This is a genomic window from Bradyrhizobium sp. AUGA SZCCT0177 (assembly GCF_018130125.1).
Taxonomy (GTDB): Bacteria; Pseudomonadota; Alphaproteobacteria; order Rhizobiales; family Xanthobacteraceae; genus Bradyrhizobium.
On the sequence record NZ_JAFCMA010000001.1, the window covers coordinates 334,264 to 359,984 of the forward strand.

At 62.8% G+C, this 25,721-nt stretch carries 28 protein-coding genes; 14 read left to right on the plus strand and 14 right to left on the minus strand.

Features of this window, described 5'->3' with window-relative positions:
* Positions 1-76 precede the first annotated feature (76 nt).
* A complete protein-coding gene (locus JQ597_RS01735) occupies positions 77-697 on the minus strand; it encodes a GNAT family N-acetyltransferase (protein ID WP_212262249.1) in 621 nt (206 codons plus the stop codon).
* A 232-nt stretch (positions 698-929) separates the two neighbouring features.
* Here JQ597_RS01735 and JQ597_RS01740 point away from each other — a divergent pair, with 232 nt between their 5' ends.
* The 3 genes from JQ597_RS01740 (at position 930) to JQ597_RS01750 (ending at position 4,181) form a co-directional block, all read left to right on the plus strand.
* Complete coding sequence (locus JQ597_RS01740) at positions 930-1,883, plus strand: AraC-like ligand-binding domain-containing protein (protein ID WP_312011155.1); 954 nt, start codon at positions 930-932, stop codon at positions 1,881-1,883.
* 197 nt (positions 1,884-2,080) lie between these two features.
* A complete protein-coding gene (locus JQ597_RS01745; protein WP_212262252.1) occupies positions 2,081-3,094 on the plus strand; it encodes a carbon-nitrogen hydrolase family protein in 1,014 nt (337 codons plus the stop codon).
* Positions 3,095-3,134: 40 nt separating this feature from the next.
* Entirely contained in the window at positions 3,135-4,181 is a 1,047-nt protein-coding gene (locus JQ597_RS01750) for a phenylacetaldoxime dehydratase family protein (protein WP_212262255.1), read from the plus strand.
* Between the two features lie 18 nt (positions 4,182-4,199).
* Here the strand turns inward: JQ597_RS01750 and JQ597_RS01755 are convergent, their stop codons facing one another.
* Complete coding sequence (locus JQ597_RS01755) at positions 4,200-4,598, minus strand: PaaI family thioesterase (protein ID WP_211994734.1); 399 nt, start codon at positions 4,596-4,598, stop codon at positions 4,200-4,202.
* Positions 4,599-4,721: 123 nt separating this feature from the next.
* Here JQ597_RS01755 and JQ597_RS01760 point away from each other — a divergent pair, with 123 nt between their 5' ends.
* Entirely contained in the window at positions 4,722-5,510 is a 789-nt protein-coding gene (locus tag JQ597_RS01760; RefSeq protein ID WP_212262475.1) for a cobalamin-binding protein, read from the plus strand.
* 110 nt (positions 5,511-5,620) lie between these two features.
* On the plus strand, positions 5,621-6,559 hold the full coding sequence (locus tag JQ597_RS01765) for a hypothetical protein (protein ID WP_212262258.1): 939 nt from the start codon (positions 5,621-5,623) through the stop codon (positions 6,557-6,559).
* Positions 6,560-6,673: 114 nt separating this feature from the next.
* On the opposite strand, the gene JQ597_RS01770 is transcribed toward JQ597_RS01765, so the two are convergent.
* Together JQ597_RS01770 and JQ597_RS01775 are read right to left on the minus strand one after the other, a co-directional pair.
* Positions 6,674-7,951 carry an ArgE/DapE family deacylase gene (locus JQ597_RS01770; protein ID WP_212262261.1) on the minus strand — a complete coding sequence of 426 codons (1,278 nt, stop codon included), beginning with the start codon at positions 7,949-7,951 and terminating at the stop codon, positions 6,674-6,676.
* Positions 7,952-8,007: 56 nt separating this feature from the next.
* The gene (locus tag JQ597_RS01775) at positions 8,008-8,733 is read right to left on the minus strand and encodes a pyridoxamine 5'-phosphate oxidase family protein (protein WP_212262263.1); all 726 of its coding nucleotides are present in this window, start codon (positions 8,731-8,733) and stop codon (positions 8,008-8,010) included.
* A 74-nt stretch (positions 8,734-8,807) separates the two neighbouring features.
* On the opposite strand from JQ597_RS01775, the gene pdxR reads away from it, so the two are divergent.
* The 3 genes from pdxR (at position 8,808) to JQ597_RS01790 (ending at position 10,833) form a co-directional block, all read left to right on the plus strand.
* Positions 8,808-10,328: a MocR-like pyridoxine biosynthesis transcription factor PdxR gene (gene pdxR / locus JQ597_RS01780; RefSeq protein WP_212262266.1), complete on the plus strand. Its 1,521-nt coding sequence runs from the start codon at positions 8,808-8,810 to the stop codon at positions 10,326-10,328.
* A 71-nt stretch (positions 10,329-10,399) separates the two neighbouring features.
* Positions 10,400-10,552 carry a hypothetical protein gene (locus tag JQ597_RS01785; RefSeq protein WP_212262268.1) on the plus strand — a complete coding sequence of 51 codons (153 nt, stop codon included), beginning with the start codon at positions 10,400-10,402 and terminating at the stop codon, positions 10,550-10,552.
* Positions 10,553-10,563: 11 nt separating this feature from the next.
* Positions 10,564-10,833, plus strand: a complete 270-nt coding sequence (locus tag JQ597_RS01790) for a DUF6719 family protein (protein WP_212262271.1) — start codon at positions 10,564-10,566, stop codon at positions 10,831-10,833.
* 34 nt (positions 10,834-10,867) lie between these two features.
* Here JQ597_RS01790 and JQ597_RS01795 read toward each other — a convergent pair whose 3' ends face one another.
* The 7 genes from JQ597_RS01795 to JQ597_RS01825 all read right to left on the minus strand — a co-directional run bounded on the left by JQ597_RS01795 (position 10,868) and on the right by JQ597_RS01825 (position 15,036).
* Positions 10,868-11,833, minus strand: coding sequence for a tetratricopeptide repeat protein (locus JQ597_RS01795; RefSeq protein WP_212262274.1), 966 nt, complete (start codon positions 11,831-11,833; stop codon positions 10,868-10,870).
* A gap of 209 nt (positions 11,834-12,042) precedes the next feature.
* Positions 12,043-12,288 (minus strand): hypothetical protein, encoded by a 246-nt coding sequence (locus JQ597_RS01800; RefSeq protein ID WP_212262277.1) that lies wholly within the window; start codon positions 12,286-12,288, stop codon positions 12,043-12,045.
* Positions 12,289-12,471: a hypothetical protein gene (locus JQ597_RS01805; RefSeq protein ID WP_212262279.1), complete on the minus strand. Its 183-nt coding sequence runs from the start codon at positions 12,469-12,471 to the stop codon at positions 12,289-12,291.
* A 114-nt stretch (positions 12,472-12,585) separates the two neighbouring features.
* On the minus strand, positions 12,586-13,809 hold the full coding sequence (locus tag JQ597_RS01810) for a serine hydrolase domain-containing protein (protein ID WP_212262282.1): 1,224 nt from the start codon (positions 13,807-13,809) through the stop codon (positions 12,586-12,588).
* Between the two features lie 139 nt (positions 13,810-13,948).
* Positions 13,949-14,356: a hypothetical protein gene (locus tag JQ597_RS01815; protein ID WP_212262285.1), complete on the minus strand. Its 408-nt coding sequence runs from the start codon at positions 14,354-14,356 to the stop codon at positions 13,949-13,951.
* A gap of 45 nt (positions 14,357-14,401) precedes the next feature.
* On the minus strand, positions 14,402-14,566 hold the full coding sequence (locus tag JQ597_RS01820; RefSeq protein ID WP_192733364.1) for a hypothetical protein: 165 nt from the start codon (positions 14,564-14,566) through the stop codon (positions 14,402-14,404).
* Positions 14,567-14,874: 308 nt separating this feature from the next.
* Positions 14,875-15,036: a hypothetical protein gene (locus tag JQ597_RS01825; protein ID WP_212262287.1), complete on the minus strand. Its 162-nt coding sequence runs from the start codon at positions 15,034-15,036 to the stop codon at positions 14,875-14,877.
* Positions 15,037-15,272: 236 nt separating this feature from the next.
* On the opposite strand from JQ597_RS01825, the gene JQ597_RS01830 reads away from it, so the two are divergent.
* Positions 15,273-15,500 (plus strand): hypothetical protein, encoded by a 228-nt coding sequence (locus tag JQ597_RS01830; RefSeq protein ID WP_312017276.1) that lies wholly within the window; start codon positions 15,273-15,275, stop codon positions 15,498-15,500.
* 29 nt (positions 15,501-15,529) lie between these two features.
* On the opposite strand, the gene JQ597_RS01835 is transcribed toward JQ597_RS01830, so the two are convergent.
* Positions 15,530-16,090 carry a CreA family protein gene (locus JQ597_RS01835; RefSeq protein ID WP_212262290.1) on the minus strand — a complete coding sequence of 187 codons (561 nt, stop codon included), beginning with the start codon at positions 16,088-16,090 and terminating at the stop codon, positions 15,530-15,532.
* 257 nt (positions 16,091-16,347) lie between these two features.
* Here JQ597_RS01835 and JQ597_RS01840 point away from each other — a divergent pair, with 257 nt between their 5' ends.
* The 4 genes from JQ597_RS01840 (at position 16,348) to JQ597_RS01855 (ending at position 20,567) form a co-directional block, all read left to right on the plus strand.
* Positions 16,348-18,141: a L,D-transpeptidase gene (locus JQ597_RS01840; protein ID WP_249147150.1), complete on the plus strand. Its 1,794-nt coding sequence runs from the start codon at positions 16,348-16,350 to the stop codon at positions 18,139-18,141.
* 82 nt (positions 18,142-18,223) lie between these two features.
* Positions 18,224-18,817 carry a glutathione peroxidase gene (locus tag JQ597_RS01845; RefSeq protein ID WP_212262296.1) on the plus strand — a complete coding sequence of 198 codons (594 nt, stop codon included), beginning with the start codon at positions 18,224-18,226 and terminating at the stop codon, positions 18,815-18,817.
* A 198-nt stretch (positions 18,818-19,015) separates the two neighbouring features.
* Positions 19,016-19,987 (plus strand): polysaccharide deacetylase family protein, encoded by a 972-nt coding sequence (locus tag JQ597_RS01850; RefSeq protein ID WP_212262298.1) that lies wholly within the window; start codon positions 19,016-19,018, stop codon positions 19,985-19,987.
* A 25-nt stretch (positions 19,988-20,012) separates the two neighbouring features.
* Positions 20,013-20,567, plus strand: coding sequence for a dihydrofolate reductase family protein (locus JQ597_RS01855; RefSeq protein WP_212262301.1), 555 nt, complete (start codon positions 20,013-20,015; stop codon positions 20,565-20,567).
* Positions 20,568-20,588: 21 nt separating this feature from the next.
* Here JQ597_RS01855 and JQ597_RS01860 read toward each other — a convergent pair whose 3' ends face one another.
* Both JQ597_RS01860 and JQ597_RS01865 read right to left on the minus strand, forming a co-directional pair.
* Positions 20,589-21,038 carry a DoxX family protein gene (locus JQ597_RS01860; RefSeq protein WP_212262303.1) on the minus strand — a complete coding sequence of 150 codons (450 nt, stop codon included), beginning with the start codon at positions 21,036-21,038 and terminating at the stop codon, positions 20,589-20,591.
* Positions 21,039-21,163: 125 nt separating this feature from the next.
* On the minus strand, positions 21,164-23,473 hold the full coding sequence (locus JQ597_RS01865; protein WP_212262306.1) for an NADP-dependent malic enzyme: 2,310 nt from the start codon (positions 23,471-23,473) through the stop codon (positions 21,164-21,166).
* Positions 23,474-23,735: 262 nt separating this feature from the next.
* On the opposite strand from JQ597_RS01865, the gene JQ597_RS01870 reads away from it, so the two are divergent.
* On the plus strand, positions 23,736-25,715 hold the full coding sequence (locus JQ597_RS01870) for an aq_1923 C-terminal domain (RefSeq protein ID WP_212262308.1): 1,980 nt from the start codon (positions 23,736-23,738) through the stop codon (positions 25,713-25,715).
* Positions 25,716-25,721: the final 6 nt, after the last annotated feature.

Sequence of the window (25,721 nt, forward strand, 5' to 3'; positions counted from 1 at the left end):
AAAACGCGTCAAATCAAAAAATACAGAGCCCCGTTCCGATGCAAGCGGAACGGGGCTCTGTCGATGGGCCTTCCGGTCAGGCCGTCCGGCCCCAGCCGGACATTCTCAGCATCATGGCCCAATAAGCGCGATTGAAGTTCGTAATCGCCCGTGCGGCCTCGAGCGTCGTCGCCATTGCGGACGGCGCCCCTTCCGGCTGGTTCTGCTTGGCCAGATCGATGCTGCCGGTGGATTCGCCGTAGCGGAACGTCAGGTGTGCTCCAAACTTGTTGGCGAGCGCCCGCATCGCTTCATTCTGCGCGCCGGTGGTGATCCGCAGGCTTTTATATCCTTTGGCCCGCGCCTCCGCGATCAGCTTCCTGAACAGGATGCTGCCGACGCCCTTGCGTCGTACCGAGCTCTCCACGCTGAAGGCGATCTCCGGCAGTGCGTCAGGCGATTGCTCCGGCGGATGCAGTTCGGCGGCACCGCGCACCACGCCATCCTCGAAATAGCCGATGATCACCGTGCCGTCGTTGGCGCATTTTTCGGCGTAGCGTTCGATGAAACTGTCGTCCATGAAGCCATGAAAGCGATCATGGCGGCTGGTGCGGTCGAGCCGCAAAAGGTGATCGCGCAGAAGCGGCAATTCCTCTTGCTGGCTTAGAATCCGAACGGCGCCCTTGGCGCGGCTCGGAGCGGTAGTCTGGTAGTTCATAGTCATAACTCCTCGTGGTGGCCCTCGAGGAGGCGTCGAATCCCTAGACCACCTATATTGTGCATCGCAATATGAAGTTCAACCCCTTCAAATGCCTAATAAAAAGCCATTCTCTGCTTAACAATTCGGTAACCAAATCGACGCCAGTCGCGGCGCTCGGCAAGCCATTTGCACACACTGGATTTGAGCCGGGCTTTGGCCCACACTTATCCCGGTTCCCGGAGGTCCCATCGTGGCTGTCGTGCTCGACACGAGTTCTTCAGTTCCAGATCGACGCCTTGCGGTCTGGCAGGACATCGTCTGCGATACCTTTGTCGGTCTCGATTGCCACTCCGATATGCGGGAGGGGTTTTGGGGCGCGGTTTCGCAATCCGCGGTCGGCCGCGCGACGTTTACCCGCGTCGATTCCTGCGCCCAGCGGGTGTTCCGCACGCCATCCCGAATCGCACGCGCCAGCGAGGATTACGTGCTGCTGGCGCTGGGCAACCGCGGCGTCAACGGCGTGTATCAGGACGGCCGCGATGCCGTCGTCTGCGCGGGACAGTTCGTCATTTACGACACCACCCGCCCCTACGAGCTGCGCTTCGATGACAGTTTTTCACAAACGATCCTGCAGATGCCGCGAAAACTTCTGCAGCAACGCATCGGCGCCTTCGACGCGCTGACCGCGACCACCTTCTGCAGCAGTCGGCCCCTGGAAGGCCTGGCATACGAGTTTCTGGTTAGCACCAGCAAGGTCGTCGACCACGTCGATCCCGCCACAGCATCCCGCCTCTTGGATCAGGGACTGGATCTCATCGCCATGGCCTTCGCCGATCGGATGCATGCGCGTTCGTCGGATCAGTCGTTTCACCGCTCTGCGCTGCTTTATCGGCTCAAGAATTACATCCTGACGCACCTGAGCGATCCCGACCTGTCGATCTCGCAGGTTGCCGCGGCCACCGGAATCTCGCCGCGCTATGCCAGCGACCTGATGGCCGACGAGCAGCACTCGTTCCGCAGCTACGTCCAGATGCAGCGCCTGGAGCGATGCAAGCGCGATCTGTCGGACCCGGCGCATGCGGCCCGGCACATCAGCGACATCGCATTCGCGTGGGGCTTCAACGACCTCGCCCATTTCAGCCGGATCTTCAAGCAGAGGTACGGTGCCTCGCCGCGCGAATGGCGAGACCACCCGACGCAATAAATTCTCCTCGATCGCTCTGGCCTCCCGCGGCGGCACAACGCCCGCCTGCGGACGCGCCGGGTTCTCCGCCGTCACGGCTGACAATTGCAAGTTAAAACAAGTTTTCGTTCTGCCACGGACAAGCGCCGCAGCCAGGGGCGGCGGTAGGCTTTCGACCCAGCGATTGCCTTATCTCCCAACGCAGAAGGATGATTTCAATGGGTCTCGTGCACCAGAAGTACAAGGTAGCGGTGGTTCAGGCTGCGCCGGTCTTTCTCGATCTCGATGCGACTGTGGACAAGACGATCGCGCTGATCGAACAGGCCGCCGCCCAAGGCGCCAAACTGATCGCGTTTCCCGAAACCTTCATTCCCGGATATCCATGGCAGATCTGGCTCGGTGCGCCTGCCTGGGCGATCGGCCGCGGTTTCGTGCAGCGCTATTTCGACAACTCGCTGGCTTATGACAGCCCACAGGCGGACCAGATTCGCAGCGCCGTGAAGCGCGCCAAACTCACCGCGGTTCTCGGTCTCTCCGAACGCGCCGGCGGCAGCCTCTACATCGCGCAATGGCTGATCGGGCCCGACGGCGAGACCATCGCCAGGCGCCGCAAGCTGCGGCCGACCCATGCCGAACGCACCGTGTTCGGCGAAGGCGACGGCAGCGACCTCGCCGTCCACGACCGCGCCGATGTCGGCCGGCTCGGAGCCTTGTGCTGCTGGGAACATCTGCAGCCGCTGTCGAAATACGCGATGTACGCCCAGAACGAGCAGGTTCATGTCGGCGCCTGGCCGAGCTTCTCGCTGTACGACCCGTTCGCGCATGCCCTCGGCCATGAGGTCAACAACGCCGCGAGCAAGATCTACGCGGTCGAGGGCTCATGCTTCGTCCTCGCTCCCTGCGCCGTGGTCTCGCAGGCCATGATCGAAGAGCTCTGCGACTCCCCCGAGAAGCACGCGTTCCTGCATGCCGGTGGCGGTCACGCTGTCATCTACGGACCGGACGGCAGTTCGCTGGCCGAAAAACTGCCGCCCGATCAGGAAGGCATTCTCTATGCCGATATCGATCTCGGCATGATCGGCGTGGCGAAGAACGCAGCCGATCCCGCCGGGCATTATTCCCGGCCCGACGTCACGCGCCTGCTGCTCAACACGTCCCGCGCCAACCGCGTCGAACATTTTACCTTACCGGTCGATGCCGAGGTCATGAGCGAAATCAGGCTGCAGGCCTGAGAGCTTTAGAAGGTTCTGCCAGCTGACGAGGAGCGAGCCCATGGAATCCGCGATCCCGGACCATCTGCGAAGCGCGCGCACACGCCACCGTCGCGTCCCGGACGACTACGCACCGCCCTACCCATCGTTCGTCGCGCGCCACAAGCCCGCCGTGGTGCGGGTGGTGATGGCCTATTTCGGTGTCCAGACCCGTGGCGAGGCGTCAGAAGCCGCCGAGCAAGCGCTGGCGTGGATCGTCGCCGCTTTCGGGCAGAATGGCGGCCCAACGCATTGGGACCGGGCGCGCTATATTGACGAAGCCGGTTTCACCAATGTCGTCACGGTGGCCTATTGGGACGATCGCGCCAGGTTCGACGGCTGGTTCCCGGCGGCGCGCGAGGGCTGGACCGGCGAGCGACGAAACGCCGGCGGTGTGGGCACGTTCATCGAGGTGCTGCATCCCAGCGTGGAAGGCTATGAGACCCTGTTCTCGTCCCTCGGAAGACCCGAAGGCGTCGCGGTTCTCGCCGACGGCATGAGCGGCGAGATTCAGGAGCACGCCTATTGGGGCGGCATGCGCGATCGCATTCCCAACTCCCAGACCAGCGAGATGGCGCCATCAGGAACGATCACCGCTGTCCGTGATGGCGCCCGCATCAGGGTCATCCCTTCAGACAATGTCTGCCTGATCCGCTCGGGCCAGGATTGGGGCGATACCGAAGCCTCCGAACGCAAGATGTACCTGGAGGATGTCGAGCCGGTGTTGCGGGAAGGCATGGACTTCCTGCGCGATGACGGCCGCTCGATCGGCTGTTACGCCAACCGATATATGACCGTCGTCGCGCCCGACGGCACACGCACCGAAAAATCCTACGGCATGAGCTGGTGGAAGAGCCTCGCCGCCCTGGAGCGATGGGCGGAATCGCATCCGACCCATGTCCGGATTTTTGGCGCCGCGATGAAATATCTGTCGACCTTGGGTCCTGCCGCGAAGCTGCGGCTCTATCACGAGGTCACGGTGGCGCGGGCCGACGAAGCCTTCTTTGAATATCTGGATTGTCACCCGCAAACCGGGATGCTGAACGCCCTGCCGACGGACGCTGCGTAGCGGGCACTGTCCGCGCGCCTACAGCACCATCTGGGTCTGGGTGACGATCGCGACCAGCTTGCCGTCCTCGGTCTCGAGCCGGGTCTGCCAGACCTGGGTGCGTCGTCCCCGGTGAACCGGGGTCGCGGTCGCAATCACCGTGCTGCCTTCCTTGGCCCCGCCGATGAAATTGGTCTTGCTCTCGATCGTGGTGGTGCCCTTGGCATCTTCAGGCAGATTGATGACGGTCGCGGCCGCCCCAACCGAATCCGCAAATGCCATCACTGCGCCACCGTGAATCGTGCTGCGCAAGGTGCAGAGCTCGGGGCGCACCAGCATCTTCGCGACCACACGGTCCTTCTCGGCCTCGACAAAGGTCACGCCTTTCAATTCCGCAAACGGCATCTTCATCGATTGGATTTTTTCCAGCAGCGTCATGCGTCCTCCCGTATTTCTTTCAAGCAGTTCCGCAGCAAGCATGAAGGAGCCAGGTAAATCAGGCAATGACCTCGGAGGTAATGGCGCCGTGACAAGAGGCCGGTAATTCTGCATATGTCCCCCATGCGCCAGTTCCCGCCCCACCGGATCGTCTGCCTCACCGAAGAGACCGTGGAGACGCTGTATTTGCTCGGCGAGCAGGACCGTATCGTCGGCGTCTCCGGCTATGCGGTGCGGCCGCCGCGGGTGCGCCGCGAGAAGCCGCGGGTATCGGCCTTCATCTCGGCGGACATTCCGAAGATCCTGGCGCTACAGCCGGATCTGGTGCTCGCCTTCTCCGACCTGCAGGCCGACATCGTCGCCGACCTCGTGCGCGCCGGCGTCGCCATCCATGTCTTCAACCAGCGCGACGTCGCGGGAATACTCGCGATGATCCGCACGCTCGGTGCGCTGGTCGGAGCTGGGGAGCGCGCCGAGCAGCTTGCCACCAGCTTTGAGCAGCGCCTTGCCAGCATCGCTGCGACACCCCGTCCCTCACCCAAACCAAAAGTCTATTTCGAGGAGTGGGACGATCCCATCATCAGCGGCATCGGCTGGGTGTCCGAACTGATCGAGATTGCCGGCGGCGAAGACGTGCTGCCAAAGCTGCGGTTTCAGCAGGCCGCCAAGGACCGCATCATTTCATCAGACACGGTGCGCGAGACCGCGCCCGACGTGATCCTGGCCTCATGGTGCGGCAAGAAGGTCGTGCCCGAGCGGATCAGGCAACGTCCGGGCTGGAGCGACATCCCCGCCGTGCGCAACAACCGCATCGTCGAGATCAAATCGCCGCTGATCCTGCAGCCGGGCCCGGCCGCGCTGACGGACGGGCTGGATGCGATCGTGAAGGCGCTCTGGCCACAGCAAGACTGACAGCCGACACTGAACCCGCGCGGTCACTTGAGAAACAAACCATCTCAGGATTATCGCGGTGAATGAGACGTATAGAGGGCTGTGCAAGCATGTGGCGACTATCGATAGGGATGCGACTTCTTGCTGTCGGCGTGGCTCTCGCCGGCTGGTTCTTCGCCGGCCTCGCCCACGCTGCCGATCCGGTTACGCCACCGGGCAGCCGCATCAGTCTCGCGCCGCCGAAGGGCTTTGTCGTCGCCACGACATTCACCGGCTTTCAGGATCAGTCGCACCATGCATCAATCTTGTTGGCGGAGTTCCCTCCGGTCGCGTTCACACAGTTCCGCAACGGCCTCACAGCGGATGCGATGGCCAAGCGTGGCATGCGCCTGCTGTCGACGGAGACGATCGAGGGGGTGCCCTACGAGCAGATCACCGTGCGTGCAGAGCAACGCGCCGGCAATCAGGTTTTTGACAAATGGCTGATGGTCATCGACGGCCCCGACATGACCGGAATGTTAACCGTCTCGATCGCAAAGCCCGCGCCAAAGCAGCTGTCGGATGCCGTGATCCGCGCCGCGCTTGCAAGCGTCCGGATCCTTGCGACGGCCTCGGGCGATCCGATCGCCGCGCTACCGTTCTCGATCGAGCCGACAGCGCGCTTTGCGTATCGCAAGCCGCTGGCCGGCAGGGGACTGCTGCTGAAGGAAACGCCGCCTCCGCCGGAGGGGAAGCTGGACGACGTCGGCTTCATCGTCAGTCTCGCCACCGAAGCCACCATTGCGCCCTCTGATCAGCAGCGCTTCGGCGAGCAGCAATTTCTGGCGTCGAGAACAATCAGCGACCAGAAAATCCTGAGCACCAAACCGTTGACGACGTCGAACACGGCCGGCTTCGAATATCTTGGCGAGGGCAAAGGGGCCGGTGGCCGCCCGCTCCGCTACCTGGTCGTTGCCCTCTATCCGTCGGGGCGCCCCTTTGTCCTGCTGGGCATGGCGCCGCCGGAGCGGTTTGACGAGGCTTTGCCGGAATTTCGAGCGATGGTCGAAAGCTTCAAAGCAAAGCCGTAGAGCGTTTTCGAGCGACGTGGATACCGGCTCGCACAGCAATCAAGTTTACGCAGATTGCGTAGACTTATCTGCGGTAGAAAACGCGTCAAAATAAGCGTCTAGCTCTGGGCACGGTTACACCTTCTCCACCCCGCACCATTCCGCGATGAACAGCGCAGTGGCCTTGGTCGATTTGCGCAGCGAATCCAGATCGACATATTCATTGAAGCCGTGGATCGCCGCGCCGCTGGCGCCGAAGCACAGGCTCGGGATGTTGTAGTTCAGGCCGTAGAACCGCGTATCGGTCAGGGCCGTGAAGACGAGGTCCTCGACCTTGCCGCCATAGACGGCGCCAAACGCCTTGCCGAAGGCCGCTTCCGGTGCGGCGGCATCCTTCAGCTCGTAGCCTTCCGACAGGAAGCCCGACCATTGCACCTCGGGCGGATTGTTGGAGAGGAAGCGGTGGTCGCGCGACGCGGCGGAAACGCAGGCCAGAATCTCCTTCTGGCAATCGGCGATCGACCAGCCCGGCAGCACGGCAATACGGCAATCGACGTCGCACCACGCCGGCACGCTGGAGGCCCAGTCGCCACCCTTGATGATGCCGGGGTTGAAGTTGATCGGATGCGTCAGCGTCTTGAAATGCGGATCGGCCTTGGCGCGCTCGTTCCATTCGGCCTCGAGCTTGCCGATCGCGTGAACGAGATGATAGGCCGCCATGATCGCATTCGAGCCGGAGCCCGCGTAAGCCACATGCACGGGAACGCCGCGCACCCTCAACCGAAACCAGATCACGCCGACCTGCGAGCGCACCATCTTGCCGCCCGTCGGCTCCGGAATGAAGCACGCGTCGGCGCGGTAGCCGCGCTGCAGGGTCGAGAGCGCGCCGACGCCGGTGCTTTCCTCCTCGATCACCGACTGAAAGTGAATCCGCGCGGTCGGCCGCAGGCCGGCTGCCTTGATCGCATCGAGCGCATAGAGCGCGCCGATGGTGCCCGATTTCATGTCGCAGGCGCCGCGGCCATACATCTTGCCGTCCTTGATCACCGGCGAGAACGGCGGCGTCTCCCACATGTCGAGCGGGCCGGCCGGCACCACGTCGCAGTGCCCCTGCAGGATCAGCGATTTGCCGCCATTGGTCGGCGGACGGTAGGTGCCGACCACGGTGCGCGCCTTGGAGAAATCATGCTCGATCGGCCCGAAGCCGCGCAGGTCCTTCAAATCCTCGACCTCGATATGCCAGTCATCGACCTCGCAGCCCCGCGCGCGCAGGAGATCGCCGATCATGTCCTGGCACGGCCCCTCGGCGCCGCGGGTCGAGGGGATCGCGACAAAGTCGCGGGTCGTCGCAAGCTGCGCATCAAAGCCGGCATCGACGGCGTCGAGAATCCTTTGTTGCGTATCAGTGGTCATGCGGCGGCTCCAATCGAAGATTGCAGGTCACGAGAACGAGCCACCCTAGCCCGATCTCAGCCGCCGGGGTAATGCAGAAGATGGGCCTCCCGCAAGGCATCATCGAGCAGACGACCTTCCGAATAGACGCCCAGCGATTCCGGGCGCTCGACACCGTCGAGAAGCCGCGGGCAAGGTTCCGGCGCGCCGATCACGGTGCGTACCGGAATGCGTTCGGCATAGACAGGCAATGCATAGTCCTCGTCATCGTCGGCGACGCCCTTGGTGCGGACCTTGGCCGACGCCTGCTCGATCTCCATCGCGATCACAGCGCTTGCCTTGATTTCCTGCTTGGTGCTTTGCCGCAAGGAAGCGGTGCGGTCGGGAAAGAAGCGGTCGACCATCGCGACCAGCGCGCGCGCTTTCTCGTCCGGGTCGGTGACGATGTAGGCGGTGCCGAAGGCCATCACGGCGCGGTAGTCGGCCGAATGGTTGAAGCCGCACCTTGCCAGCACCAGGCTGTCGAGGTGCGCGACCGTCAGACACACCTTCTGCCCGTCCGACTGGTTCTCCAGCATGCGGCTGGCGCTGCTGCCGTGCCAGTACAGCCTGCTTCCTTCCCGCCAGAAGAACGTCGGCGTGCAATAGGGCTGGCCGTCGATCACGTAGGAAACGTGACACAGCATCGAAGCGTCGAGCAGGCTGTGGACGGTCGCGTGATCGTAGCGGCCGCGCTCATGGAGGCGCTTCACCCGATTGCGCGGCGACACGGGATAGGAATTGGCGGTTTCGATTTCGGTCACGGCAGTTCCTGTCAAATCAATCAATGATGACGAGAGTTGTAGCGGCGAATTTGGTCTGCGATAGTGCCAATTCCATGCGAAAAATTCCGACCAATTCTCCTGTGCCGCCGCGAAAGACCGAGCTGCCGCTCGACCTTTCCGGACCGCATGTGACGCCGCGGGCCTCTTCGCCGCACCGGCTCTATCAGGCGCTTTGCCACGCCATCGTCAGCGGCATCGTGAAGCCCGGCGAACCGTTGCCGCCTTCGCGCACCCTGGCAAGCCAGACCGGTTTTCGCCGCAACGCGGTTACGACGGCCTATGAGCGGCTGATCGCAGACGGGTTTGCGGTCGCGATTGTCGGCTCGGGCACCTTCGTCGCCGCGCGCATCCCCGCGCAGGTGAGCGGCGCCGGCAAGGCCAGGATCGTCATCGAGACGCCGCCACAAGGCACCCTGTCGCTTGGCTGCACGCATATCGACGACCGGGCCCTGCAACGCTTCCGGTCCTTTGTCGGGCGGCGGATGCGCGCCTTCGGCACCGACCACCTGCACTACGGCGATCCCCGCGGCAGCCGCGAACTTCGCACCGCCATCGGCGATCATCTGTTGTCGGCACGCGGGCTGCGCTGCGATCCGGACCAGATCATGCTGGCCTCGGGAACCCAGCACGCCCTGCGGATCGTGCTCAGCGCCATTCTCAAGCCGGCCGATCAGGTCTGGTGCGAGGACCCCGGCTATCCCGCCGCGCGGCGCGCCATCGAGCATTGCGGCTACCGCCCGGCCCCGGTTCCAGTCGACGCATCAGGTTTGATCGTCGCCAAAGGCCGCACGTCAGCGCCATCGGCGCGCGCGGCCTATGTGACGCCCTCGCACCAGTTTCCACTCGGCGTGCAGATGTCGATGAGCCGCCGCCTAGAACTGCTCGATTGGGCTAGGGATGCCGATGCCTTCGTGCTGGAAGACGATTACGACAGCGAGTTCAGGTATGACGGCGCGCCATTGCTGTCGCTTGCCGGCATCGATCATTTGCAGCGCGTGATCTACATGGGCACGTTTTCAAAGACGCTGTTTCCCGGCTTGCGCATCGGCTATTGCGCGCTGCCCGAGAAGCTGATCGGGCCGGTGACGACGGCGCGCGCCGCGCTCGACCGCTTTCCCGGCACGCTGCTGGAAGGCGCTGTCGCGGATATGCTGAATTCCGGCGCGTTCGCTGCCAATCTGCGCAGGGTGCGCGGACTCTACCGCGAGGCCCGCGACGTGCTGGCCTCGACACTGTCGTCGGCTTCGGAAGGCCGCCTCTCCGTGCCGGTGCCGTCGCAAGGCCTGCATCTGGTGGCGCGGTTCGATCCGTCGGTCGAGGCGCAGGTTGCAGCCCACGCCAAATTCGCGGCCGGCGTCGAAGGCTGGCTGCTGGCGGACACCTATGCGCGCGCGCAGCCGCTGCCGGGATTTGTGCTGGGATTTGCCGGCCACCCGCTTCCGCAACTGAAAGCGTCGGCCGAGAAACTGGCAAAGGCATCGCTGGCGGCGATGCGGGCCAACCGGAAGCCGGACACCGGCGGAACCGGCAAATCGCGAAGGCCGGCGTCGGCGCGATCCCGATCGGCGCGCTAACTTTGCGCCCTAGGAGAATCGCCGCCGCATCCGCTAAATGCATTGAATCGTCGTCACGATGGAGACACCGGATGCCAGGCAATCGCAACGTCCTGTATCTCATCATCAGTGTGCTGGTCGTTGCCGTCGGCGTGCTCGGCTACAATCTCTATCAGGCCAAGAAACAGCCCGAGGGCGTGCAGATCAATCTCGGCCCCGACGGGTTGAAGATCCAGAGCAAGTGAGGGAGGTCAATTTGGCAATCACGAAGGCCGTGACGGCCGCGGCTCTTGCACTTCCCGCCGGCCTTGCCCTGTGCCTGCTCGCCTCACCGGCCGCCGCGCAGCAGGTCGTCCCCAATGAGCGCAACATCTTGGATCTGCGGCTGGGTCAGCGCATCCTTGTCGACGACGGAACATGCCCGGCTGGACAGATCAAGGAAGTCTCGGGCTCGCAGATGACGACGTCGGGCGTGCTGCGCGTCCGCAAATGCATTGCGCGCCTGGGGACGAAGCAGAGGCGGTAGGGTGCGCACTCATTAAACCGCGATAGTCGCTATCTCAGGCAGGCGAGCCTGCCTTCGCGCGAATGGCCATCGACCGCTTGAAAAGCGCGTTGGCATCGGCGTAGCGGCTCTGATACTTGTAGAGACGGGCCAGGTTTTCCAGGACATCCGCGAGGTCCGGATGGTTCGGGCCGACCGTCTTTTCGAAGGTGGCCACCGACCGCTTGTAAAGCCGCTCGGCGTCGGCGTTGCGGCCCTGCCGCCCATAAACAGCGGCCAGATTGTTCAGCGCCTGCGCAACATCAAGATGGTCGCGACCGAACGCTTTCTCGGTCAAGGCTATCGACCGCTTGAGCAGCCGCTCGGCATCGGCATAACGATGCCGGTTGGTGTAGACATCGGCCAGGTTATTCATCAAAACCGTGGCGTTCGGATCGCTCGGACCGTGCGCCCTCTGGAGAACGGCCAGCCCGCGCTTGAACAGCCGCTCGGCCTGGTCGTATCGACCCTGATTGCTATAGAGAGCGGCCAGGTTGCTCAGCGCCAGCACGATGTCCGGATCGTCAGGACCGACCGTTTTCTCACGAATGGCGATCGACCGCTTGAGGAGCGGCTCCGCCTCGGCAAAACGCTCTGTCGTGCGGTAGAGTTCGCCGAGATTATTCAGCACGCTTGCGACTTCGGCATGGTCCGGACCGAGTGTCTTCTCCTTGATAGCCAATGAGCGCTTGTACAGTGGCTCGGCAACGGCGTATTGACCCAGATTGTAGTGGATCGTGCCCAGGTCATTCAGCGGCATCGCGACCATTGCATCATCGGTACCAAACTCCTTCTCGCGAATGGCCAGCAACTGCTGGGCCAGCGGAAGCGCTGCCGCGTACTTTCCGACCCGATAAAGTTCCTTGGATTCCTGGTTGAGACGGCTTGCCTCATCCTGCTCGGCGTAGGATGGCACGATGACTGACAGGCTCAGGGCCAGCGCGGTGACCGCAATGCGGATAGATGCTTTCATGGCCTTCATCACATATGCCTCCGTCGCGGTTCTTCCGCGACATACGCGCCTTTTGTGTCTTCAGAGGCCAGAGAGGTTCATACTGACGGGTCACCGCGCAGTTGTCGCCATACTGAAACCGACGACGGCAACAGGAGCACGGGCCTGCTTTCAGGCTATTGCGTTTGCACGCCTCGCCGTCCAGCGAAGCTTGAATCAGGAAATTGTAAGCGACTTGTTTACGTGGCAGCGGCTCGGTTGAAAGACTTGAGAACGAAGAAGGCGCCCGCGCCGTAGACGACTGCATTCACAACCCACGCAACAGCGACGCCCCAGGCAGACTCCCCTACTATTCCCCAGAAAACGATCGCTGCGGTCAGGCCTGCAAGTCCTAAGCCTGACCAGCCGCTTGTGCTTGGTATGGCCAGAAGTACCGACGAGATAATCGCGCCGATCGCCATTGCGATGATAAGCTTCTTCTTCATTCAGACGCCTAGCAATCCGGAAACAATTGCAACGAAGAAAATTGATGCAAGCCCGAGTACCATGCCTATGGCGACCTTCACCGTAGGCCCGTCGATTTTCTTATCGAGCCAGGTGCCCACCTTCATGAACACGGAATGTGCCCCCGCCCACAGGAGGTCTTTTATGAATTCGGACAGCAACATGTCACTTAGTCGCGCCGGCCCTGCCGGGGTTCAACTGCCGCCGTCGTAAGCATTCCTGTTGCAAGTTCCCATACGCGACCATCGATTCGCGCCGTCTCGCCAGCCCGCCGAACCTTACCAACTGCCGTATTTGCCGACGATTCCACGCCAAACGGCGTCGCGCTCGCGGGCAAATGATTCCTTTCCGACACTGGCGTTCTTGGCCACCGCAGTGATCACCATCACGAGTTTAAGCCCGGGGTCGACAAAGATCGACTGGCCGTAAACGCCCAGCAAGGCAAACCTTCGCTTCTCGCCGGGGTAGAGCCAGAACTGATAGCCGTATCCGAAATACGGCGTGGCCTTTCCCGGCGCGAACGCCTGGGGTTGCCGGTGCCAGTCGGTCGCATCCAGCAGATAATCTTTCGGCACGATCTGCTTGCCGCCGACCGCGCCATCATTGGCGAGCAGCATTCCGAGGCGTCCGTAGTGGCGCAGGGTCGCATTGAAACTGCCCGAGCCGGTTTCGGTGCCGTCGGTGGTCCGCACCCACGTCGCATCGGCCTCTGCGCCCATCGGCTGCCACAGCCGCGCGGTCAGATATTCGCTGAGCGTGGTGCCGGTCACCGCGCGAAGCAGCACGGCCAGGATGACGGTCTCGCTGGAGGCATAGTGAAAGCGCGCGCCCTGCACCGCTTCGCGCGTCTGGAATTGGCGTAGCGCTGATATCGAGCCCTCGCGGTTACGGGCAATCGTGAACCGCGTCAGATCGTCATTGCCGTCGTAGGCTTCCTTGAACTGCACGCCGGACGACATTCGCAGAACATGGCGTATGGTGGTCTCGCCATAGGGACTGCCCGCAAGCTTTGGCACGTATTTCGAAACCAGATCGTCCAACGAACCGATCCTGCCTTCGGCAAGCGCCATCCCGACGGCAAGGCTGACGATGGATTTCGCCATCGAATGCGAAACGAAGCGATCCGCCGGTTTTCGATCGTATTGGTAGCGCTCGAACAGGATGGTGCGGTCCTTGATGACAAGCAATCCGGTGACGCGCTGGTGGCTGAGAAAATCGTCTAGCGTCCAGCTCTGGTTTTCGAACCGGTAGCCGAGCTTTGCATCGCCGCCGGCAGCGGCAAGCGGCAGCGGAGACACCGCTTTGCTCAGCCTATTGTGCGGCAGTATCTCGTCGAGATGGCTGAACGATTCGACCCGCACGCCTTCATCGAAGAACCAGCTGGCGCGGGTGCCGAGCGGGTAGCCCTTAGCCTTTCCCAACAGGTCCTCGTCGGGAGCGGCAAGGGCCGGCAACGCAAGCACCAGAAGGAAGCATGACAGCAGAATTCGTCCCGGCTGCATCGGCTGGCTCACGCGCGCGGGTTAACGCAATCGCGTGCATCCCGGGAATCATCGATCAACCATTGCCTTACAATCGCTGCCACCGACCTGGCAACGGCTTCGATTCTTGGGAGGTTTTGGGGATGAGCGTCCGAGGATATTAGTTCGACGACGGCTCGAACATGCATTGCAGCGTCGGCTTGGCGATCTTGGTGAAGGTCGGGCCGATTTCGGACTGCTTCGACGCCGGCACCCAGGCGGTCTCGATCGTGGGCACGCCGGTCTCGCTGATGCCACGCAGCAACGCTTCGCGCAGGTCGTTGTCCTCGACGGTCGCGGCTGCATGATCGTGCAAGCAAGTGCAAACGGTTTCCGGATGCGCCCAGCGTCCCACCATGTGGGGTGCGCACTGCCGTACGAACTCACCGCGGGGATCGGGGAGCTTGAACATCGAGCCGATCGGCCCCTGCTGGAACCGCATCTGCGCCGTTAACTGGGTTTGGGCCTGGGCTGAAGCGCCCAGCAGGCAGGAAACCAAAATCGCAGCGGCACCAAAACGTACAAACATACTGAGCCTTTACCGGCAAATTCTCTTGCGAGCTGTTAGCTGCGCTTAGTTGACAGCTGCGACAACGATCGACTGCGGAGCCGAGGTCGTCACCGGCGCGCCGTTGTAGGAGAAGGTGCCGATGCCGGGCAAGCCCTGATCCGAGGAACCAGCGATCGAGGGACCGGCCAGGATGAAGGCGAAGGCGAGGATGAAGCTGATGGTCCGCATTTGACTGTCTCCGGTTTGGGTGCCGGCGTCCCCGCCGTTTCGTTGGCAGAGTGATAACCAACGGCTGTTTCCGGATATCTGCGCCAGAAGCGGAAAATGGTTTCATCGCAGGGGTGAATTGTTTCGTCGGTCCGCCGGGACGAAACATTGACGAGAAAAACCCAATGATTTCAATATAGTGATCAATGGCTGGACAGAGGTACAGGTCACCTGAGAGCCGGGGCCATTCTACTTTGCATGGGGTTGTTTTCGCGATTTTGAGTCTGGGCCCTGCCGCGTACCGCCGAAGGAAGAGAGGCGAAACTGCCTCACTCGCTGTCGACGGCGCTCAAATCGGGTGCGGGTGTCACCACCGGCGAACCGCAATAGGTGAACGTCCCTACCCCAGGCATGTCGCGATCAGCGCTGCCGGCCAGCGACGGGCCGGTCAGGACGACAACCAGGGCAATTATGCAGCTGAGGGCGCGCATCGGGTGTGTCTCCATTCACCATCTGGCGATGAGACGCCCCTAACGGTCGGCGGGTTCGACGCCGTCGCAAGTTCTTCATCCAAATTTCTTAATCATTGTCTGGTGAATAGGCCGCAGCGCAGCAAACTCAACTGTGAACCGAAGCGTCGGTCCGACCGACTCAAGCAAACACCCGTGCAACTTTTCCCGTTGGTTCGGCGTTGTTCTCTCTCATAATCCAACAAAGGATAGCCGTCGTGGGCAATGGCAACATCAGTGTTGGCAATCAATCCTCGCCCCGCAAATCCGGCCAGCAACAGATGGCTGGTGCGATGTCGCAGCAGGGCGCACCGATCATGGGCGACAATCAGTGCTCGCCGCAAAAGTTTGTGCGGCTGGTCGGCTGCCACGAGCCCAAGGCCAGGGGCCCTGAAAACAAGGACTGCTCAGAGGTCCGCCCACATCCCAATCCGGTGAAACGGTAAGCTCCGGGATAGCTGCCTAGCCCGGACCACTAATGGACGAACTCGCCACATTTCTGCACCGCGGCGTCGGCGGCTCCCCAAGGCATGACCGGCACCGAAGATGTCGAGTTCTTGGGTGACCCCTCGATCAGCCGGTCCGAATATACCATGTAGACCAGCACGTTCCGCTTGGGGTCGCAGCCGCGGACAATCTGCATTTTCTTGAAGAATAGCGAACGGCGCTGGCGAAACATGTCGTCGCCCTGGGACATCTTGCCCTTGAACCGGATCGGCCCGATCTGGCGGCAAGCCAGTGAAATATCTGAAACTTCCTCGGCAAGCCCGAGCCAGCCCTTGTAACCGCCCTTCTCCGGTACCGTAAAATGGCAGGCCACTCCGTCGACCTCGGGATCGTCGACGCCGTAGGTCGCAAGCTTGTCATTTGGGCTCAGCCATTTGAACACGGTGGAGCGGCGAAAAATCAGGTCCGGCTCGTCGGCGGCAAAGGCCGGGCCGGCATGCCACACCACCGCGGCCAACACCGCCAACGACACGCCCAAGGCCAGATTTCTCCATGACTTGTCACACTTACCGATGGCCTTGAATGTCATTTCTATCTCCGCTGAAGGACCCACCGGTTATGTAATGTGCAAATGCCGCACAGGAAGGCTGAGGAACGGAGCGGGGGAGCTCGCGTTTAACGGAATGTGAGGCTTTTTTGCTACGCTTGCGGCGAAAAGCGCGGGTTTAGAGGGCTTAAGCTGGTGAACGCTTTTCGCGTCTGCAACAACAAATGATCATCGGAACATCGGATTCGAACGATCTGGACTCAGGGAATTTGGGCGTGAGCGGGCATCGGCTTTTTGGGTTGAATAGTACGAGCGTAAGCAGTGCGAACCAGCGATTTTGGCAAATAGCTATTCTGGTTGCCGCAGGCACCATCGGCGCCTCCTCCCATGCCGACGCCGCCCTGTATTATTGGCAGGATTCCGACCCCAGCTTCTACCGGCCGGCACCGTCAGCCCAGCCGCGCAAGCAGCGCGCCCGCAAGCCCTCGAAGGCTATGATGGCCGCCGAAAAGGAAATCAGCGCCAAGCCGCAGGGCCCCCTGATCATCGCGATCTCGATCAACCAGCAAAAGGTCAGGGTCTACGACGCCAACGGAATCTTCGCGGAAAGTCCGGTGTCGACTGGCACGAAAAGCCATCCGACCCCGATGGGCGTGTTCAGCATCATCCAGAAGCACAAGATGCACCACTCCAACATCTACAGTGGCGCGCCGATGCCCTTTATGCAGCGCATCACCTGGTCGGGTGTCGCGATGCATGCCGGCGCCCTGCCCGGCTATCCGGCGTCGCACGGCTGCATCCGTTTGCCGATGGCCTTTGCCGCGAAGATGTGGAACTGGACCAAGATGGGCGCCCGGGTCATCGTCACGCCCGGCGAAATGACGCCTTCGAGTTTCTCGCACCCGCTATTGGTGGCGCAGAAGGTCGTAGCGCAACCTGTGGCCGCCGACGAGCCGATGTCGGACGCGCCGGCGGTTAAATCTGACAAGGGCGCGGACGCTGGATCGGCAATCAAGCCCGCGCAGTCCGAAGCGAGCCTGGAATTGCGTTCGACCGTCGGTCACGGCAGCCCCGATCGGACGCCGTTGCGCGAACGAACCCACACTGCAGATGCCCGCGGAGCCATGCCGGCGGCCAATGCCGCTACGATGTCCGATGCTTCGTCCTCGGCGAGCAGACTGCCGGTGTCCGGCGATGCTGCGAAGTCCGAGCCGGTGAAATCGGACGCTGAGGCAGAGCCCGCCAAAAGCGCCGACGGCGCGTCCACCGACAGGAAGCCGGCCGAAGTGACATCGTCCGAGTCCAAACCGTCGGATGCTGCAACGGCCGAGGTCAAATCGTTTGAGACAGGCGACACGACCAAGAGCGAAATCTCCGCCAGCGACACCCCGGTCGAGGCCAAATCGGCTGACGTGAAACCGGATGAGGCGAAGTCGGACGAGGTGAAAACCGGGACGCTCAAGGTGGACGCGCCCAAGGTCGATACAACGAAAACTGAAGCACCAAAGGCAGCGGGGAAACCGGCAGAGCCCGTCAAGGCGATCGCCGATGCACCTGCCGTCGCGCGCGATGTGAAGAAGGATCCGTCGCGCCTGCCAGGCGTCGAGAAGGCCGCGGCGAAGCCGGAACCGAAGCGCACCGGGCAGATCGCAGTGTTTGTCAGCCGCAAGGATGGCAAGCTTTACGTGCGGCAGAATTTCACGCCGCTGTTCGACGTGCCCGTGACGATCGCGCCAAGCGAGCGGATGCTGGGCACGCATGTGTTCACGGCGGAAGTCGACAAGAACGATCCCAATCTCCTGCGCTGGTCGGTGGTGTCACTGCCGGTGACCGCCCGCAACGCGGCCCTCAAGGAAGAAGACGAGCGCGCCTCGCGGCGGCGCAAGGTCGCCGGCGGAGCCCCGGCCGAGGCCAAGCCGGCACCGGCGTCGAACAGCCCGGCCGAAGCACTGGACCGCATCAGCGTGCCACCGGAAGCGATGGCGCGCATCACCGAGGCCCTGACGACGGGCGGCTCGATCGTGGTGTCCGATCACGGCATCAATACAGGCGAAACCGGCGAAGGCACCGACTTCATCGTTCCCTTGCGCTAACTCGCCATAACAGCTTGTTGAGCGGCGCCGGTTCACCGGCTCTGCTATGCTTTGCGCCGATGAATTTCGCGCGAGGCCGTCCATGATCGACCGCAGAACCATGATGACGGCAACGCTGGCCGCCATTGCGGGCATCGGCTCGGCCCGGATCGCCAACGCGCAGGCCGGCATGAGCCGGATCACTGCCTACGCGTTTTCGTTTGGCGGATTGGCCGGCGGCGATATCAGGCTTTCGGAATATGCCGGCCGTCCGCTCCTGATCGTCAACACCGCCTCGCTTTGTGGCTTCACGCCGCAATATAAGGGGCTGCAGGAATTGTGGACGCAGTTCAGCGACCGCGGCCTGATGATCGTCGGCGTTCCCTCCAACGATTTCGGCGGCCAGGAACCCGGCGGCGCGACCGAAATCGCAGCGACCGCACAGCACCATTACGGCGTGACCTTCCCGATATCGGCCAAGGCCATCGTCAAAGGGCCGAATGCGCATCCGTTCTACAAATGGGCAGCAGAAGCACGGCCAAAGGATGTTCCGCGCTGGAACTTTCACAAATATCTAATCGGCCGCGACGGCTATATCGCCGAAGTCTTCCCGGAATCCGTCGACCCCTCGGATACGCGGGTGAAGACCGCGATTGCGCGGTCGCTCGCACAAGGTGTTTCCGAACGAAGCGGCTAACGGGTCGCTTGCGGGCAATGCGTGGAAACAGCGGGAATAATCCCCTGAATTAACCGGTTCGGCGACAAATCGGCGGCCCTGTATGACCGCCGTTGCCTTGGCGAGGCCGCTGCAACTAGGCTATTGTGCGTTGGGGCGGGAAGCGGCCGAACGACGGCAAAGCCGGCATCGGACGCGGGATCATTTAAGGAAAACAAGATGCGTATTGCGGCAGGGTTGATCTTTGCAGGCGCGGTTTCGTTGTTGACCTCGAGCGCGGCCTGGTCGCAGACGCCGCCAGCCAAGGGCGCCGCTGCGCCCCCGGCGGCCGCTCCAGCACCCGCTGCCGCCGCGCCTCAGGCAGCTCCTGCCCCAAAGGCCGCGGCCGCTCCGGCCCGGCCTCCTTGCACCAACCCGAACGCACTCGGCGTCGGCCGCACCGTCGAGATCGACACAACAGGCGGCCCCGGCTTCGGCTTCGAGCATTTCAAGGATCTGGATTTCCTGCGCGACAAGGAAGTCGTCTTGACGTTCGACGACGGCCCGTGGCCGGTGAATACGCCCTCGGTGCTGAAGACGCTCGCCGAGGAATGCACCACCGGCATCTTCTTCCCGATCGGCAAGCACGCCACCTATTATCCGGAAATTCTCAAGCAGGTCTACGCGGCCGGCCACGCGGTCGGTTCGCACACCTGGTCGCACGCCGCCCTGGTCAACAAGAAGCTAAGCGAGGATCAGCGCAAGGAAGAGATTGAGAAAGGTTTTAGCGCCGTCAAGTGGGCATTGGGCGGCACCTCGCCGGCGCCGTTCTTCCGCTTTCCGGCGCTGCAGCACCCGCCGGAAATCGTCACCTATCTCGGCACGCGCAACATCGCGATTTTCTCCTGCGATCTCGACTCCTTCGATTTCAAGGCAAGCAAGCCGGAGAAAATCATCGAGACGGTGATGCGCAAGGTCGACAAGCTCGGCAAGGGCATCATCCTGATGCACGACTTCCAGAAACACACCGCGGAAGCCCTGCCCGAGCTCCTGAAGAAGCTGAAGGCTGGCGGCTACAAGGTGGTGGCGATGCGCGCCAAGGCGCCAATACAGACCCTCCCGCAATTTGACGAGAGTCTACTGAAAGACGCCAAACTGCCGACGGTGAGTTCGCGCCCGGTTTCCAGCGTCGTGCAGACGATCTCGGAATAATCGGCTTCGACTCGGCGACAAGTCCATGCCGGCGCTGCGCATCGAAGGCTACGTTATCGTCTCGGCGGACGGCATGCTGGCGAACGCCAGCAATGTCATGCCTGACGATTTGAAATTCGAGGGCGACAAGCAGTTCTTCACGGCCGCCCTCGACCGCGCCGACCTGATCCTGCACGGCCGCAATTCCTACGAAGACCAGCCGAACTCGCCGCGGCGCAGGCGGCTGATCCTGACGCGAAAGGTTCGCACGATTGCGCCCGATCCATCCAATGCCAACGCCACGCTGTGGAATCCGGCTGGCGCCTCCTTTGAGGCCGTCTGCGAGCAGACCGGAATACGCGCCGGCACGGTCGCCGTGATCGGCGGCCCCTACGTGTTCGGCATGTTCATGGACCGCTACGACGTATTCTGGCTGTCACAGGCCCCGCACGTGCGGCTGCCGGACGGCGAGCCCTGCTTCCCCGGGGTGCCCGCGCGCTCGCCGCAGCAGGTGTTGGCGTCGCACGGATTACGCGCCGGACAACCGAAAATACTCGACCCGGCGGCTGACGTCACCGTCACGCCGTGGCGGCGGACCTGAACACACGTCCGCCGCTCTAGTCTAGACGTCGTAGGCAGGTTCCGACGACCGCGGCCCGCGGCCGTAGCCCGCGATCATGAACAGGGCGCCGACGATCGACAGATTCTTCAACGCGTCGATCAGCGTCTTGGCGTTCTCGGGCGAGGCTTGATTCCAGAAATCGTGGAAATAGAAGGTGGCGGTCAGCACGAAGAAGATCAAAAGGATCGCAAAGAACCGTGCGCCGAAATTAACCGCGATCATCAGCCCGGCGATGATCTCGAACCCGCCAATCGAAAGCGCCAGCAATTGCGGCGTCGGCATGCCCGTGATGGTTTCGAGCTGCGAGGTATAGGGCGCGAGCAGCGTGGGAATGGTCACCTTGGACGCGATAAAATCCGCCGTCTGCTGGATGCCGAAGAGCTTGGTCGCTCCCGTGTAGATGAAGAGCACGGCGAACAAAACTCGCCCGAAAGTAAAGAACGCTGGCATGGGTCGGCCTCACTGGATGGCAATGCAATGTCACAAGCGGTCGCGCAAGGCGATTATGAGCGTTTCGCCCCTGCTTTTCAAACGATCAAATCGAAACCATCCGCGTTAGAACCCGTCGACATCAACTAGCCGAACAGAGTCGGTTGCGCACGGCCGGCACGCTCCTGGGCCTCGACGGCGGCAACCGCCGTCATGTTGAGAATGCCGCGCGCGGTCACCCCCGGGGTAAGGATATGCGCCGGGCGCGCCGGGCCGATAAGGATCGGCCCTACCGGCAGCGCATCCGCCAGCGTCTTGATCATCTGGTAGGCGACGTTGGCGGTATCGAGATTCGGCATGATCAGGATGTTGGCATCGCCTTCCAGCTTCGAATGCGGCAGCACGAGCTTGCGCGCAGCCGCCGATAGCGCGGTATCGCCCTGCATTTCACCATCTGCCTCGATCTCAGGGTGCTTTGCCTGCAGCAATGCGGTGGCGAGACGCATCTTGCGCGACGACTCGGTATCATAGCTGCCAAAGTCCGAATGTGACACGAAGGCAACGCGGGGCTTCATGTTGAAGCGCTGCACGTGGATCGCCGCCAGCGACGCCACCTCGGCCAATTCCTCGGCGCTCGGATTGGGCCTCACCTGCGTGTCGGCTATGAAATAGGAGCCCTTGCTGGTGATCATCATCGACAATGCCGCAAAATCGCTGACGCCCGGCAGGAAGCCGACGATTTCCCGGACATGGCGCAGATGGCTCATATAGCGGCCCTCGACGCCGCAGATCATGGCGTCGGCCTCGCCGCGAACCACCGCCAGTGCTGCGATGACGGTGGCGTTGGTGCGAACCACGGTGCGCGCGGCCTCAGGCGTGACGCCGCGCCTTCCGGCGACATCGATATAGGTCTGGACGTAGGAGCGGTAGCGCGGATCGTCCTCAGGATTGACGAGGTCGAAGTCCTGCCCGGCCTTGATCGAAAGCCCGAACCGCTTGATCCGGGCTTCGACCACCGACGGCCGCCCGACCAGGATCGGCCGCGCCAGTTTCTCTTCGAGCACGACCTGGGTGGCGCGAAGCACGCGCTCATCCTCGCCCTCGGCGTAGATCACCCGCACCGGCTGGGACTTCGCCTTGGCGAATACCGGCTTCATGACGAGGCCGGAGCGGAACGCAAAGCGCTCCAACAGCATGGTGTACTCGTCGAAATTCTTGATTGGCCGTGTCGCCACGCCGGAATCCATTGCGGCCTTGGCGACCGCCGGCGCGATGCGCAGGATCAGGCGCGGATCGAACGGGCTCGGGATCAGCGAGCCCGGTCCAAAGCCCTGGGTTTCGCTGCTGTCAAAGCCCTGCGCCACCGCGTCCGACGGCGGATCGCGGGCGAGCTGTGCGATCGCGTCCACCGCGGCGTGCTTCATTTCCTCGTTGATGCCGGTGGCGCCGACGTCGAGCGCGCCGCGGAAGATGAACGGGAAGCACAGGACGTTGTTGACCTGGTTCGGGAAGTCGCTTCGCCCGGTGCAGATCATCGCGTCGGGGCGGGCTTTGCGTGCTTCGTCCGGCATGATTTCCGGATTCGGATTGGCCAGCGCCATGACCAGCGGCTGATCCGCCATCGCCTTGACCATTTCCGGCTTCAGCACGTTGGGCGCGGATAGGCCGAGGAAAATATCGGCGCCGCCGATCACGTCGGCTAGCACGCGCGCGCTGGTCTTCTGCGCATAAACCGCCTTCCAGCGGTCCATCAGCGTGTTGCGGCCCTCGTGTACGACGCCGTCGATATCGCAGACCCAGATGTTCTTGTGTTGCGCGCCGAGCGACACCAGAAGATTGAGGCAGGCGATCGCGGCTGCACCGGCGCCTGAGCAAACGATCTTGACGTCGGCGAGCTTCTTGCCGTTCAGCAGCAGCGCGTTGGTGATCGCCGCAGCGACGATGATGGCGGTGCCATGCTGGTCGTCGTGAAACACCGGGATCTTCATGCGCGCCTTGAGCTGCGCCTCGATCTCAAAGCACTCCGGCCCCTTGATGTCTTCCAGGTTGATGCCGCCGAAGGTCGGCTCCAGCGCCGCCACCGTCTCGACCACGCGCTCGATCGTGTCGGCGGCGATCTCGATGTCGAAGACGTCGATCCCGGCGAATTTCTTGAACAGGACCGCCTTGCCTTCCATGACCGGCTTCGACGCCAGCGGGCCGATATTGCCGAGGCCGAGCACGGCCGTCCCGTTGGAGACCACGGCGACCAGGTTGGCGCGGGCAGTCAGGGTCGCCGCTTCAGCCGGATTGTTGGCGATTTCGGTACAGGCGGCCGCAACGCCCGGCGAATAGGCCAGTGCCAGGTCGCGCTGGTTGGCGAGCGGCTTGGTGGCCTGGATTTCCAGCTTACCGGGCCGCGGCAGCCGATGGTACGCCAGTGCCGCGGAATGGAGATCTTCAGAATAAGACGACATGCATACTCCCGCGTTTCCGGTCCCGATCTTTTGTTTCTTCGCCACGTCCGGACGAGGTCAGATTGCCGGCAGATTGAGCCGGATGTGAAGCACGCGCAACCGCTTGGATGCAACAGCTGATGGCGCCCCCATCAACAGGGCGCAGGGGCTGGCGGATCGACGCAAACGATCGAACCCGGTACCATGACCCCTCCCCATCCCCGGTCATTCGACCGACAACGGCAAATTGCCTTCCGCCCAACCGGCAACCGGAGCTGCCCGAATGGTAAAGGTTCTGAGCGGCCTGGTTGCCGCAATCGTGATCGCGGTGGGAGGTTTCTTCGGCTTTCAGTTCTATACCCAGCATCGGATAGCCAGCGAGGTCGACGCCGCGCTTGAACAGATTCGCGCGGCGGGAGGCAAGGCGAGCCATGGCAAGGTGTCGTTCGACCTGCTGAGCCGTACGGTCACGATCGCCGAGATCGCGGCTCAATCGGCGGCGCAACACCCGACCAGCGTCAAGATCGGCAGCCTCACGGCCTCTGGCGTCAGCCAGCCGGACGCGGCGCGCTTCTCCGCCGAGAACATCGACATCACCGATGTCGAGATCGGCGCGGCCATGGCCCCGCAGGCGGCTCTGAGCCTCGCCTACAAGGTGCCGCGGATCATTGTGAAGGACTATTCCGGCCCCGCCAGCCTCCAGCGGCTGCCGGCTTCGTCGTCTTTTGCCGACGTCTACCGGTCCGTACTCGAGCAGTTCGCAGGCGTCACGGCGGCGTCGATCACGGCCCCCAGCCTGACCGGAACCATCAACTCCGGCCTTGCCACGCCGGGCGGTGGCGAGGTCGCGTATACGGGCCTTGCGATGCAGGACATCAAGGACGGCAAGGTCGCCAGCGCCAAGATCGATGGTGCGGTGTTCACCGTCAACGCCCAAGGCGCGGGGGGCAAGCCCGACAAGCTCACCGGCAACCTCGCCAATATCGCGGGCTACGACATCGACAGCCGCGCGGTGGCCGCGATGTTCGATCCGCAGAAGGCCAGCGACGACCAATATTACCGCGCCTACCGCCAGATCACGACGGGGCCCTATGTCGTCACCTCCGCGCAAGGCCTCAACATGCGGATCGATGGCATCACGATCGATGATCTGGGCTTGCGGCCCTCGCGCATGCAAGTGCCGGATCTGCTGGCGATGATACCTGCGCCCGGCGCCGCGCCGCCAACGCCGGCGCAGGCGCGCGCGCTGATCGAGAAGGTGGCCAAGCTGTACGAGGGCATGCGGATCGGCAATGCCGAGATGCGCGGGTTCTCGGTGGAGACCCCGCAGGGCCCCATCAAGCTGTCGGCGATGCGGCTCGATCTGGACAATGGCAAGGTCAACGAATTCGCGATCGAAGGCGTCGATGGCCGCGCTCCCGAAGGGCCGGTCAAGCTTGGTCGCTTTGCCCTCAAATCCCTCGACGTCGCCAATCTGCTGCGGCTGTCGGCGCAGTTCGCCGGTTCGCCGCCGCCGCCCGACAAGGCGCTCGACATGATTCCGCTGATCGGGGGCGCTGAACTCAGGGGACTGGTGGCCCCCTTCAAGAACACCGGCAAGCAGGTCAGCATCGAACAGTTCAGCCTGGACTGGGGGCAGTTTGTCGGCCCGATCCCGACCAAGGTCCGCATGACCACCAGGATGACGACGCCTCTCGACGCCTCCGATCCAATGCTGAAGGCGCTGATCGCGGCTGGCCTCGACAAGGCAGTCATCGATAATGACGTCGGCGCTGTTTGGACGGAGGCGACGAAGACGTTCGCACTGGAGCCGGTGTCGCTCGAACTGGGCGGGCTCCTCAAGGCAAATGCGCGGCTGTCGCTCACCAACGTGCCTCGCGGGGTGTTCACGCTCAACCCGGTGCAGGCGGCGGCAATGGCCGAGCAGATCGAGGCCGGCCCGCTCGAGTTCGTGCTGCGCGACACCGGCGCGGTCGACATCGCGGTTGCCCAATATGCCCGCCTTCAGGACGTGAGCCGCGAGGCGGCGCGGAGCGCTATCGTCGACATGATCCGGTCGGCCCGCGAACCGGCCGCGGGCTATCCCGACGTGCTCGCGGCGCTGGACGCCGTCGCTCGCTTTGTCGAGACGCCGCGGCAAACGTTGAATGTCAAACTCACGCCGCGCGGCAAGCTGCCGCTCCAGCAGCTCAACCAGCACATGAACGCCGACCCGTTGCTGGCGCTGGCGCAATTCCGGATCGAGGCTTCGACGGGACTCTAACCCTAC